General features: G+C 61.7%; 13 protein-coding genes. 6 read left to right on the top strand and 7 right to left on the bottom strand.

Annotated features, from left to right (window positions below):
• Positions 1 to 13 precede the first annotated feature (13 nt).
• Genes RHM62_RS06340 through RHM62_RS06315 form a run of 6 tightly spaced genes read left to right on the top strand, consistent with a single transcriptional unit; the run spans position 14 to position 6946 of the window.
• Positions 14 to 2581, top strand: coding sequence for an EAL domain-containing protein (locus RHM62_RS06340; RefSeq protein WP_322124698.1), 2568 nt, complete (start codon positions 14 to 16; stop codon positions 2579 to 2581).
• Positions 2578 to 2892: a hypothetical protein gene (locus RHM62_RS06335; RefSeq protein ID WP_322124697.1), complete on the top strand. Its 315-nt coding sequence runs from the start codon at positions 2578 to 2580 to the stop codon at positions 2890 to 2892. Before RHM62_RS06340 ends, RHM62_RS06335 begins: the two co-directional genes overlap by 4 nt.
• Positions 2889 to 3725 (top strand): HDOD domain-containing protein, encoded by an 837-nt coding sequence (locus RHM62_RS06330; RefSeq protein ID WP_322124696.1) that lies wholly within the window; start codon positions 2889 to 2891, stop codon positions 3723 to 3725. Before RHM62_RS06335 ends, RHM62_RS06330 begins: the two co-directional genes overlap by 4 nt.
• Entirely contained in the window at positions 3722 to 5107 is a 1386-nt protein-coding gene (locus RHM62_RS06325) for an ATP-binding protein (protein WP_322124695.1), read from the top strand. Before RHM62_RS06330 ends, RHM62_RS06325 begins: the two co-directional genes overlap by 4 nt.
• A 1-nt stretch (position 5108) precedes the next feature.
• The gene (locus tag RHM62_RS06320) at positions 5109 to 6419 is read left to right on the top strand and encodes an HD domain-containing phosphohydrolase (RefSeq protein WP_322124694.1); all 1311 of its coding nucleotides are present in this window, start codon (positions 5109 to 5111) and stop codon (positions 6417 to 6419) included.
• A gap of 17 nt (positions 6420 to 6436) precedes the next feature.
• Complete coding sequence (locus RHM62_RS06315) at positions 6437 to 6946, top strand: response regulator (protein WP_322124693.1); 510 nt, start codon at positions 6437 to 6439, stop codon at positions 6944 to 6946.
• A gap of 31 nt (positions 6947 to 6977) precedes the next feature.
• On the opposite strand, the gene RHM62_RS06310 is transcribed toward RHM62_RS06315, so the two are convergent.
• The 7 genes from RHM62_RS06310 to RHM62_RS06280 form a co-directional block, all read right to left on the bottom strand.
• Positions 6978 to 7565 (bottom strand): hypothetical protein, encoded by a 588-nt coding sequence (locus RHM62_RS06310; protein ID WP_322124692.1) that lies wholly within the window; start codon positions 7563 to 7565, stop codon positions 6978 to 6980.
• A 10-nt stretch (positions 7566 to 7575) separates the two neighbouring features.
• Complete coding sequence (locus RHM62_RS06305; RefSeq protein ID WP_322124691.1) at positions 7576 to 8268, bottom strand: metal-dependent phosphohydrolase; 693 nt, start codon at positions 8266 to 8268, stop codon at positions 7576 to 7578.
• A 12-nt stretch (positions 8269 to 8280) separates the two neighbouring features.
• Positions 8281 to 9471 (bottom strand): HEXXH motif domain-containing protein, encoded by a 1191-nt coding sequence (locus tag RHM62_RS06300; RefSeq protein ID WP_322124690.1) that lies wholly within the window; start codon positions 9469 to 9471, stop codon positions 8281 to 8283.
• The gene (locus RHM62_RS06295; RefSeq protein ID WP_322124689.1) at positions 9468 to 10778 is read right to left on the bottom strand and encodes a radical SAM protein; all 1311 of its coding nucleotides are present in this window, start codon (positions 10776 to 10778) and stop codon (positions 9468 to 9470) included. Before RHM62_RS06295 ends, RHM62_RS06300 begins: the two co-directional genes overlap by 4 nt.
• Positions 10779 to 10903: 125 nt before the next feature.
• Positions 10904 to 11104, bottom strand: coding sequence for a hypothetical protein (locus RHM62_RS06290; protein ID WP_322124688.1), 201 nt, complete (start codon positions 11102 to 11104; stop codon positions 10904 to 10906).
• A 144-nt stretch (positions 11105 to 11248) separates the two neighbouring features.
• Entirely contained in the window at positions 11249 to 12469 is a 1221-nt protein-coding gene (locus tag RHM62_RS06285) for a methyl-accepting chemotaxis protein (RefSeq protein WP_322124687.1), read from the bottom strand.
• Positions 12470 to 12493: 24 nt separating this feature from the next.
• Positions 12494 to 12868: a CHASE3 domain-containing protein gene (locus RHM62_RS06280; protein WP_322124686.1), complete on the bottom strand. Its 375-nt coding sequence runs from the start codon at positions 12866 to 12868 to the stop codon at positions 12494 to 12496.
• Between the last annotated feature and the right edge of the window lie 18 nt (positions 12869 to 12886).

The raw sequence follows: 12886 nt of genomic DNA, 5'->3' as shown, positions 1-12886 counted from the left end.
CAAAAGGCTAGCGATGACCAGTTCCACAAAACAGCTTATCGATACGACGACCGGCGCGCCCCGGGCGCTGAGCGATTTCGTCATGGATATCAGCACCTGCGGCATCATCATCATGGCCGGGGTCAGCGATAACTGCCGCATCCTGTATGTCAATGCCGCGTTCCTGGCGATGACCGGCTATACCGAAGCCGACCTGGCAGGACGCCACTCCTGGTTCCTGCAAATCGACGAACGCGACCAGCCCGAACGCACCGTGCTGCTGGCGGCAATGCATGCCGCCCGTCCGGTGACGGTGGAGCTGCGGAACTACCGGATGAACGGCGTGTTGCGCTGGAACGAACTGTGTATCACGCCCTACTTTGACGACACCGGCAGCGCCTGCCGTTTCGTCGGCATGATGACTGACATTACGTCGCGCAAGCTTGCCGCGCAGTTGCTCTCGACACAATCTTCGCAAGACGTCCTGACCGGCCTGGCCAACGGTATCGGCCTGCAGCAGTATCTCGATGCCGCACTCATCAATCCGCTCTACCGCGACACCGGTCTGGCGATCGTCACGATTGCCATCGACCAGCTTGCGGTGCTGTCCGACAGTCTCGACGAGGAGGCTATCGATACGCTGGCGCGGGTTGTCGCCGAACGCCTGCAAAGCTGCATCACGACCGGCGAAATCGTTGCACGTACGCGCAGCGACAGCTACACCCTGGTCCTCCATACCGGCAAGCGTCTGGACACCGCCGCCCGCTGTCAGGCCCTGCAACGCGCGCTCGGTCAGCCGATCCCGCTGGCGACGCAGGCGATTTATCTGACCTGTTCGATCGGCCTGGCCATGTTCCCCGAAGACCAGTGCGATAGCGCATACCTGCTCAAATATGCCGGCATGGCGCTGACGCAGGCGCGGCAAACCGGACGCAACAACCAGGTGTTTTACTCGGCAAGCATGTCGCAGCAACTGCACGATCGCACTGTCATGGAGTCCGCCCTGAGCAACGCCGTGCGCAATCGCGAACTGTCCGTGCTGTACCAGCCGCAGGTTAATCTTACCAGCGGCGAGGTCTCTGGTGCCGAGGCGCTGGTGCGCTGGCACCATCCCGCCCTCGGCGATGTGCCGTCCAAACAGTTTGTTGCCCTGGCCGAAGAAACCGGGCTGATCAATGACATCGGGCTATGGGTGCTGGAGCGGGTCTGCCTCGACCTGGCCACTTGCCATGTGACCGGTATGCCGAAAGTGCCGGTTGCCATCAATGTCTCGCCGGTACAGCTGCGCGATCCGCAACTGGCGGATCAGATCACGGCATTCCTGGCGACGTCCAGCCTCGAACCGGCCCTGCTGACACTCGAAATTACCGAAGCCGCCGTACTCGAGGACGACGAGCTGACCCGGACCACACTGGCGCGCCTGCACCGGATGGGCATCGGGCTGGCGCTGGATGATTTCGGCACCGGCTTCTCGTCGCTAAGTTACCTGCGCCGCTTCCCGTTCAAGACCGTCAAGATCGACCGCTCGTTCATTCATGACCTGACCGGCAATCCCGATGATGCTGCCATCATCAAGGCCATCATTTCGATGGCACACACGCTGGGCATCGCCGTCGTCGCCGACGGTGTCGAGACCGAAGCGCAATGCCATTTTCTGCGTGACAACATGTGTGACGACATCCAGGGCCATCTGTTTTCGCCGGCAGTCAGCGCCGACGGCTTCAACGCACTAATGATCTCGGGCCTGTCGATGCCTGAGCACTTGCGCGCTCCTCCGAAAAAACTGCGCACGCTGCTGCTGGTCGATGATGAAGTCAACATGGTGTCATCACTGAAACGCCTGCTGCGCCGCGACGATTACCATATCCTGACCGCTAACAGCGGCGCCGAAGGGCTGGCCATCCTGGCCGCACATCCGGTCGATGTAATCCTGTCGGACCAGCGCATGCCGGGCATGACAGGTGTCGAATTCCTGAGCATCGCCAAAACCCGTTTTCCACGTACCGTACGACTGGTTCTGTCCGGCTACACCGAACTGCAATCGGTCACCGATGCCGTCAATGAAGGCGCGATTTACAAGTTCCTGACCAAGCCATGGGATGACGCCAAGCTGCGCGGCCACATCCAAGAAGCCTTTCATCGCAAGGAACTAGCTGACGACAACCGCCGGCTAACGCGCGAGGTCTACGCCGTCAACCTCGGACTGGCCGCCGCGAACCGGCAGCAGCAAGAATTACTCGGACTGCGGCAGGAGCAAATCACCCGCGACGCCAGCAGCCTGCACATCGTGCGCGAAGCCATGCGGCATATACCGATAGCGGTGCTGGCGATCGATGACAGCGACATGATTGCCTTCATCAACGATGCCGCCGCGCGCATGCTGCCGCAGCGCGGCATGTTGCTCGGCGGTGACGCGCGCTATTTGCTGCCGGAGATCGTCCGCCACCTGACGCCTCCCGGCCAGCAACCGCCACGCCCACATCCGGTCGAGCTGGATGGCCAGTTCTTGCTGCTCGGCACCCATTTGATGGGACAGGGCTCGTCGTCATCCGGCTGGCTGGTGACGCTGACACCGGACCCGCAACGGATGCCGGCATCATGAGCGCCACCATCGCCCTGGAAGCCGCTCGCGCAGGCATGGTGCTCGGTGCTGCTGTCGCCGATGCAAGTGGCAATACCTTGCTGCCGCAAGGCGTCTTGCTCACCGAGGCACTGCTGGCCAGCCTGCGCCGGCGTGGCATTGGACGCGTGCAGATCAATGACGAACTACCGGCGCCCGTTGCCCGAAGCCCCGCACCTTCGCCGGAAGCGGTCACGGCACGTATTGATTTCATTTTCCGGCACACCAGCGGCAGCGCCAGTGCCGGGCTGCGCGCGACCATGCTGGCGCAAGCGCTCAGGGATGCCCGATGACGGCACTGCGTCTCGAGGCGCTCATTGGCGATCCGCGCGACCTGCCGTCGCTGCCGGCACTGGTGCTGGAATTGATGGCAACGCTGGACCAGGCGGATATCCGCATCAGCCAGCTGGCCGACAAGATCATGCTCGACCAGGCACTGGCAGCCCGGACCCTGCGCCTGGCCAACTCGCCTTTTTATGGCATGACGGCGCGTGTCGTCACGATCGAACAAGCCATCACCATTCTTGGCATGAGCACCGTGCGCATGGTCGTGACCGCCATCTCGATGACGACGGCATTCGGCCGCGACAGCAATGCCGCATTCGACGCCGACCACTTCTGGCGGAAAGCGATCGCCACCGCGATCTGCGCAAAAAATCTGGCCGCCCGGTTCGACCAGATTCCGGGAACGGCCTTCCTCGCCGGCCTGCTGCATGGCATCGGCGAGCTGGTCATCGCGACCCGCTGCCCCGACGAATACGCGGCAATACTTGCCTACCGGAGCGCGATGGATTGCCCGCAACGGGATGCCGAGCTAGCCGTCATTGGCTTTCAACAGAGCGCCGTCGGTGCCGCGCTGCTGCTGCACTGGCGCTTTCCGGACACCATCATCAGCGCCATCGCCCACCATGACAACCCGCTACCGGATGACGCGCTGGCCATCACCGTGCACCTTGCCAGCGTCCTGGCCCACGCCCTCGATCTCACCGGCGATGTCGCCGAAGCGGTACCGCCGGTAAGCGACATCGCCTGGGCGCGGCTGTCCATCGAACCGGCTGCGCTGTCGTTCTTGCTTGACAACGCCCGCCTTGAATACAACAGCATTTGCCAGGCACTCGCACCATGACCAGCACGACCAATCTGCCACCCGCCACAGACCTGTCCGGCATCACCGGATACTTCAACGGCTCACCGGTACCGGCCTTTGCCATCGACCGTGATCACGTTGTCATCAAATGGAACAACGCCTGCGAAAAAATAACCGGCGTCACCGCAGCCGAGATGATAGGCACCCGCGACCAGTGGAGGCCTTTTTACGATGCGGCACGTCCGCTGCTGGCCGACCTGATCGTCGATGCCGCCACCACGGCCACCGTCAACGCGCACTATGCCGGCAATGCACAGCCCTCGACACTGACGCCGTCAGCCTATGATGCCGTGGGCTTTTTCCCGCAGTTGGCACATGGTCCGGCATGGCTGCGTTTTTCGGCCTCGCCGCTCTTTGACCAGCACGGCAACGTGGTGGGCGCGATGGAAATCCTGCAGGATGTGACCCAGCAAAAAGTGGCCGAGGAAGCGCTGCTCCGGGTACAGGAAGATCTCGAATGCCAGGTGGTACAGCGCACCGCCGAGCTGCTGCGCCGCAACGCCGAACTGACCGAGGTCAACGAGCGCCTGTCGTCGGTGCAGCAGCAACTGGTGCAATCGGACAAGCTAGCCTCGATCGGACAGCTGGCCGCCGGCGTCGCCCATGAAATCAACAATCCGATCGGCTATATCTTTTCCAATTTCGGCACGCTGGAAACCTATCTGGCCAGCTTGATGGAAATGCTCGATATCTACGAGCAAGCCGAAGAGGCGCTCGGTGCCGGTCCTGTGCGCGACAACATCCGCGCGGTGCGCGAACGTATCGAACTCGACTACCTGAAAGAAGACATTCCGGTCATGATGCGCGAATCGATGGAGGGTATCGTGCGCGTCCGCCAGATCGTGCAGGACCTGAAAGATTTTTCGCGGGTCGATAATTTCATGGAGTGGCAATGGGCCAACCTGCATCGCGGCATTGATTCGACCCTCAATATTGTCAGCAACGAAGTCAAGTACAAGGCTGACGTGGTGCGCGATTACGGCGAGCTGCCCGACATCGAATGTCTGCCCTCCCAACTCAATCAGGTGATCATGAACCTGATCGTCAATGCCGCACAGTCGATCGGTCCGGAGCGCGGCACCATCACGATACGGACCCGCTATGACGATGGGCCGGACGCCTCGGTATCCATCGAAGTCAGCGATACCGGCAGCGGTATCAGCGCCGGGACGCAAGCCAGGATGTTCGATCCGTTCTTCACTACCAAGGCGGTCGGCATCGGTACCGGACTGGGCTTGTCGATGGCCTACGGCATCATCCAGAAACACCGTGGCCAGATCACCGTCGAGAGCGTCGTCGGGACCGGCTCGACCTTCCGTATCACGCTCCCCATCCACCAGCCTGCCACCGACCCGCACTGATATGGACGCCGCCACCCCCTTGCCCACCATCCTGTTCGTGGATGACGAACCGAACATCCTGTCATCGCTGCGTCGGCTGTTTCGCGGCCAGGGCTACCGGATACTGACCGCCGACAGCGGTGCGGCCGGACTGGAATTGCTGCGCCAGCAAGCGGTCGACCTGGTCATTTCGGACATGCGCATGCCGATCATGAGCGGAGCCCAGTTCCTCGAAGCCGTCCGCAGCGAATGGCCCGGGACGATGCGCCTGCTGCTGACCGGCTATGCCGATGTCCAGTCCATCCTCGACGCCATTAACCGTGGTGAAATATATCGCTACATCACCAAACCATGGGATGACAACGACATCCAGCTGATCGTGCGCCACACGCTGGAACGCCAGCGCCTGCAACACGAAAAGCAGCGTCTCGAGCTACTCACGCACACCCAGAACGAAGCACTCAAGGCACTCAATGCCAGCCTCGAAGACAAGGTCAGGCAACGCACTGCCGACCTCAGCAAAGCGCATGACGGTTTGCTGTGCTTCAATGCCAAGCTAAAGACGAATTTCCTGCTGTCGATCAAGGTATTTTCCAATCTGATCGAAATGCGTGGCGGTGGTCTGGCCGGGCATGCGCTGCGGGTAGCCGACCTGGCACGCAAGCTGGCCGTCAGGCTCGATTGCGACGATGCCACCGTGCAGGATGTGTTCGTCGCGGCGATGCTGCACAACATCGGACAAATCGGCTTGAGTGACGAACTGCTGGCGCTACCGCAAACGGCCATGAGCGGCGAACAGCTTGGCCAGTACCGCAAGCATCCGGTCCGGGCCGAACAGTTATTGATGCCGCTGGATGAATTACGCGGTGCCGCACTGCTGGTGCGTGCCCATCAGGAACGCTTCGACGGTACCGGTTATCCGGATCAACTGGCCGCACTGGCCATCCCGCTCGGGGCCCGCATTCTGGCGCTGGCGAGCGATTACGACAAGCTGCAAATCGGCATGATGATGCCAAAAAAATTGCGTCCCGAAGAAGCCCGCGCCGCCGTTCTCCATAGCCGCGGCAAGCGCTATGATCCGGCGGTAGTCGATGCCTTCGTGCAAATGCTCGATGCCGCACTGGTGCCGGTGCGTGAGCCGGCCCATGCCACCGTCGTGGTGCCCGTCGCCGCAGTGCAGCCGGGCATGACACTGGCAAAAGATCTGGTGTTACCGGATGGCTCCCTGCTGCTGTCGGCCGACCATGTGCTCGATGCCGGGTTGGTACGCCAGATCATCAATTACGAAAAAACGCTGTTACACCCGTTGCGTCTCACGGTGTATCACGACTAATCCGAGGAACACAATTCATGCGACGACTACTCCTGCTTGACGACGATCCGCTGATATTGCATGCACTGCAACGCACACTGCGGCAATGCAAGTTCGATGTCGAACTCCGGATTGAGGTTTTTACGGACCCCGCCGAGGCTCTGGTGCGTGCCGCCGAAATCGACATCGACCTGGCCATTTCGGACTACCACATGCCCGCAATGAACGGCATTCAATTCTTGAACCGCTTCCGGCAAATCCAGCCGGATGCGGTACGCATGGTGCTGAGCGCCTCGACCGAATTCAACACGGCGGTGCGGGCTATTAATGAGGCGGAAGTGTTCCGTTTCATTCCGAAACCCTGGCAATGGGAAGAACTGCAGCAAACCATCGTGCTGGCTCTGGCACGCCGCGACCAGAATGTCGCCCTCACTCTGGAACAAACCAGCCTGAGCGCACAGGAACTGGCGCTGCGCAAGCTCGAGGCCGACGAACCCGGCATCACGAAAGTCAACTGGGGAGCCGACGGCTCGGTGCAGCTGGACTGAGAACGGGCACTGCATTGACGTGGGGATCAGACTACGTCTGCGGATAGCGAATGACGGTAGCACCAGCGGCATCACCATCGGCATCACCATCGGCATAAAACAGCTCCCGTCCGAGCGTTGCAGCAACGCTCAGCATGTGCACGGGGCGTTGCGGCAATAGCGCGTGGAACTCCGTCGCCGAGTCCGCTGCCGGCACGAATCGACGTCGCTCCAGAACATAGACCACACCGTCAGACAGCAGTGCCGGATCGCCGTTACAAAACAGCTGGTACAGGTTGTCGCTGACGCAAAACCGGAGCTGGCCTGCCTGCCAGCAATAAGCGACCCGCCACGAACCCAACCGCGCTGAAAGATAGCACCGGTCAAGCAAGGCGTACATCAACGCTACTCTGGCATCGAGGCTGGCGTACACCGCACACTGATTGCCCGATACCTTGGCGCGGTCGTTGGCCTGACGTGGTTCCAGCGTCTGCAGCACCGGTCGGACATTGCTGCCATGAAGAACCAGCGTGCCACATCCTGCCAGCGCCTCGCACATCAGCAGTACCCGTTCGCAAGGCGCGGCAGTCAGATCGACCGGCGTGACCTGTTCACGCATCCCCGTTGTGTCGGCTTGCATGGCGGCGTTCTCAGGTCGCAAAAAAATGCCACCGGCCGGCGGACGGGCGCACGTCGTCCGGCCGGGACCACACACCCATTCGCTGCGCCGCCAGACGGACGGCATCCCACTGGTCATCCCGAAAACCGGCCTGCAGTTCGCTGGTATCGCACAGAAATTGCGCCTGATGCACCAGCGCCGCCGCGATGCCGGTGCGCAAGAACCGCCGGTCCAGTCCGCCTAGCCGGACCCGGTCCAGTGCATCCGCATCCTTGAGGCATATCAGCTCCGGCGTCATCGCCGGTACCGCCTGATCAGGCGGCACATGCCAGGTGCAGCAGTAAGCAATCTGCTCCAGTTGGCGGGCATTGAGGACGTTGGCGCGCAGGCCGTACCTGGCGGCGAACCCGCCTTCGCTAATCCACGCACCGCAGCGTGCACCATGCAGCGGATCATGTCCGTCATGAAGCCGGCGCACGTCATGCAACACGGCGGACCAGCGCACGACATCGAGATCGACCGCAATCCCCTGCTGCCGCATCCAGCCGCCAATCACACTGGACCACACCAGCATCCTGCCCGCGTGTCCGGTGCCATGAATCCCACCGGCATCGTGCAGGTAGCAGGTCTCGGCCGGCCGCCAGAGATCCCACGACAGCATCGATGGAAGCGAAGATGCCGCTGAAAAATCCTGTTCAGCGGAGCGTTTTGTACCCCCTGCCATCTGCAGCTTCATTCAGTGCACCAACGCGGCGAGGCGCTCTGCCAGCGGCATGTACAGCGCACGACCCAGCGGCGTCAGTGCCGGGTTGTCGCGCAACGGCGCGTCCAGCGCGCGGATTGCCGCTTGCAAGTCGGGCTCGTTGAGCGCGACGTAGCGAATGTCCTGCGAAGGATTGGCCGTATTGCTGCGCACCGCGTGATAGAGCAGTTGCACGTTGGCCAGCGCGTGGTAGGCCATCAGGATGCGGCTGAGTGGGCGATTCTTGCGAATGGGCGGTGACCAGTACAGTGCGCTGTCGGACGCATCATCGAGCGCGCCGACACGCTGCAGCATGTAAAAGTACTGATGCGCACATTCATGGACGAGGATCTCGGCGATATCGATACCACCATGCGGACTCGACATGTGAACGAAACCGGGCACATCTTCCCAGCTACCGCTGACAAGCCGGTAAGGTGCCTGCAGCGGGCACACGACGATGCCATTGAGCACCCGTTCGACCCAGGGCAAATAATCGGGCACGTTGTGCTGCAGTACCGTCATGCCATCCTCGAACGAGCGGGCCATTGATGGGGTAATACTGTCGACCGGCTGGCATTGACGAAAAATTTCATCGCTGCGCGCATCGCCCGGCAAGGCCTGGCGCGGCAGCAGGTAAATCGGACGCGAGCGGCCGACTGATGCCAGCCGGCTACCGCCGTCGCCGGCCCAGTGATTGCCATCGCGTCGCCACAGTAGCGCACTGCCATCGGTAAGCCGAAGGCAGAGCCGGCAACCGGCATCCCAGCTGACTGCGTCGACATGCACTTCGATCTGTTCGACGTCATCGATGATGCGCTCATCGAGCTGTATCGAGGCCGGCGCCATTTGCGCACTCCAGCGTCCCGGCTGTCCGCTGGCCACCAGCCGCAAGCCGATCCGCACGGCGGCATCGAGCGCACCTGAAGCATCGTGCCGCCCCTCCTTGAGAGCCAGGTGCGCCCGTCCGAACGCGCTATCCCAGGCCACGGTCGAGACCTGCGGATCCGCGATCCAGCTGCGCAGGAAATCGACCAGGCCGTCACTGGCGCTGGCAATGTCATCGGCATGGCGCTCCAGCAATCCGGTGGCTACGGCAACCCCGTGCGAGGTGACGATGGTATCGAAGACCGCTTCGCCGGACCCCGGGCACGGCAAGCTGAACTGTCGTACCCAACTGGTCATCGCGTTGCTCCGGAGGCGACCCGTGACGCAGCCGATGACGCCGGCAATGCAGGTGTCGCCATATCGGCAAGCATTCCGGCCGGCAAGTGCTCGTGCAACAGCTGCGTCATCCGTGCCGACACCGCGTACAGCGCCTCGCAATAGATCGATGGATTGGCAAAATGGATGCCATTGAAACGATGCGGCAAATAACCACCGCCGCAACTGGCCAGGTGCGGACAGGCGCGGCAGGTGCCACAGACCTGCTGCACCTCGTCGATACGATAGCGCCGCACATGTTCGTCGAGTGCGTGATCGAAGATGTTCAGGACATCGTTGGCGTACTCGCCGCCGCAGATGCGCGTGACGTCGCTGACACCGATAGAGCCGTCGGATTCGAGGACGCACAGCAAACGCAAATCGCCCCCCAGCGCATCCAGAAAAACCTTGCCACCCAATAGCCCGGACATCATCAGTTCAAACTTGCGAATGCGTGGTGCGCTTGCCCCGAGTGCATGCCAGCGCTCGAAGGCCGACAACAGGAAACGGCGGTACGGTGCGACACCGGTCCAGCCTTGCGGCGGGTTCAATCGATTCCCGTCCGGCAGCAAAAAATCGAAGGCATCGACACCCTGCGCGACAAACCAGTCGACCAGTTCGCCACCGTCGATATCAGGATTGACCACGCACAGGCAGCCGCCAAAAAGCTGGTCGAACAGCGGTCCCTCGCTACGCAGTTGCGCAATGATGTCGAGCAGTTGTTGTGTCGAACCGGAACGGTCCTTGCGTTGAATGCGATACCGGTCGGCCAGCGCCGGCGGTCCGTCGAGGCTGATGCCGAACGAGACCTGATGTTGCGCCAGCAAATCGATCCAGGCGGGGTCCAGCAGCAAGCCGTTGGTCTGCATCGTGAAGCGCACATGTGCGGCATCGATGCGGGAGCGCAGCAAGGTCAGCAGCGCCTGCATCTTGCGTTTGCCGATCAGCAGCGGTTCGCCGCCGTGCAGCTCGATCGTAAAACTCGATAGCGCATGGCGACGGCAATGTTCATTGATCCGCTCGGCCAGGCGGAGCAGCACGCGCTCGGAAATGACGGGCGGTCGCGACTTCCAGGAATCGTCGCCGCGGTTGTAGACATAGCAGTACGTGCAATCAAGGTTGCAGCGCTGGACGATTTTGAGGATGACCTGATTGACCACCGCATGCTCCGGCGCACGGTGGTTGCAGGCAGTGACGACGGGGGCGATTGCCTCCGGCATGCCAGGATAGTCGTCACCTGCAGGAGCGCGCGCGCCCCCCGATTCTTTGCCTGCCCGTTGCGTATCCATGCCACGCCTCCCACTGCTCCCGCTTGCCGCTGTTCAAACCGGTCCACCGGACCAGCTGCCGATTCCGTGCCGTGCCAGCTCAAAGACAGTGCCGGCCGATTACCGGCACCCTGCCATGCGCCGGATCAGCGTCGCAATATCTCGGAAACCTGGCTCTGCAAATCGACGATCTTGTTGTTGGAATGGTTGCTGCCGTGGGAGTCGTGGCCGGCGGCGGTGATGTCCTTGGCGAGGTCTTCTTTGGTCTGCAATGCGATATTGCGCAGCACCTCGCTATGGATGGTCATCAGTTCTTCACGTGTGACCTTGGAGAGATCGATTGGCATGATGCACCTCGTAAAAAAGTTAAGGGACGTCAACTGCCGTGACTCCGGCATTCAAGGAAGACCATGCGAGTGGCCGGCAATTCGACAAACCATCTTAGAGACGGGCACCGCCCCGGGCGTTGAGAATGATCAAGCAAGCGCGCGTCAACTGCGGACGCTGTCGTCGTCATTCAGGGTGCGACGGGCGTTGCCCTGAGCCGGAGCCGGTCCGAGCTGAAAGGCGCTCATCAATTGTTCCTGGCGGCGCGCCTGTTCCTGCAAGGCCTGCGCTTCTGCGGCAGCGTCATGCACCAGTTCCGCATTCTTGCGGGTAGCCTGATCCATCTCGACGATGGCCTGATTGATCAGCCCGATCCCGATGCTTTGTTCGCGGCCGGCCTGATTGATGTCGCCGATGATGTCGCCGACCTGCCTGACGCTGGCGACGATATCTTCCATGGTCGCGCCGGCATTGCGCACTAGCTTGCTGCCTGCTGCCACCTGCTCGGTCGAATTGGCGATCAGCACCTTGATTTCCCTTGCGGCACTGGCCGAGCGTTGCGCCAGACTGCGCACTTCGGTTGCCACCACAGCAAACCCGCGCCCCTGCTCGCCGGCCCGCGCCGCTTCGACGGCGGCATTGAGTGCGAGGATGTTGGTCTGGAAAGCGATACCGTCAATGACGCTGATGATGTCGTTGATTTTTTGCGCCGAAGTGCGGATCGACGCCATCGTCTGCACCACTTCCATCACCGCAATACCGCCTTTGCGGGCGACTTCGGACGCCGATGTCGCCAGCGCCTCTGCCTGACTGGCATGCGCGGCATTTTGCCGGACCGTGGCCGTCATCTGCTCCATCGACGAGGCGGTTTTTTTCAGCGTGTCCACTTGTTGTCCGGTGCGTTCCGCCAGCGCCAGGTTACCGGTCGTAATCTGGTCCGAAGCCGCCGCAATCGTCGCCGTGCCGTCGCGGATTTGTCCGACGATGCCCGCCAGGCTATCGTTCATCAGTTTCAGAGCCGCCAGCAGCTGTCCGGTCTCGTCGCCGGAACGCACTTCGATCCGGCTGGTGAGGTCGCCGGCGGCGACCATTTCGGCGACCCGCACCGCTTTCAATAACGGTTGCACGATATTGCGGATCATCAGCATCGCGACCGCACCGGCGAGCAGTGCTGCCACGATCCCGCCACCGACCAGCACCCGCAGCGCCAGTCGCTCGAACGTCGCGACATCGCCGGCACGCTGCAGCAGCAGGGCAGTTTCAGTGGCATTGATTTCATCGAGCATGCCGCGCATCGTCGTCATCGAGCGCTCCCCCCGGCCGCCCTGCTCGAACTGCACCAGCGATTCGAGCTGAATCACGCCTGCGGTCACGCCACGACGCATCTTCAGGACCGGCTCGATCGCGGCCTACAGCCATTTTTTTTGCTCAACGGCCAACGTATCGAGACGCGCTGTCTGCTGCCCGTGGCCGCGCACGAGTGCCCGGGCTTTTTCCATGCGCTCGTTAAACGTGATTTTGCCGGCCTGCAGCGGCGCCAGGAACATGTCATCGCCGGTCAGTGCATAACCGCGCGCACCCGTCTGGATATTGGCCAGACTTTCAAGCAGCGCATGCATCTGTTCCTGCGTTTCATATGAGGTCACATTGAGGCTGTTGGCGCGGGCCAGCCGGGAGGAACTGTCATAGGAAATGCCCACCAGTGCGATGAGTGCAATGACGATGGCACCAAAGCCGGCATATAACCTGGTGCGGATTTTCATGTTGCCGATACAGGTCAGCATTGCGTCCTCCAGACGGCA

Source organism: Actimicrobium sp. CCC2.4 (assembly GCF_034347385.1).
Classification (GTDB): domain Bacteria; phylum Pseudomonadota; class Gammaproteobacteria; order Burkholderiales; family Burkholderiaceae_D; genus Actimicrobium.
The sequence above is the reverse complement of the archived record's forward strand: the minus strand, read 5'-3'. Positions and strand labels throughout refer to the sequence as shown.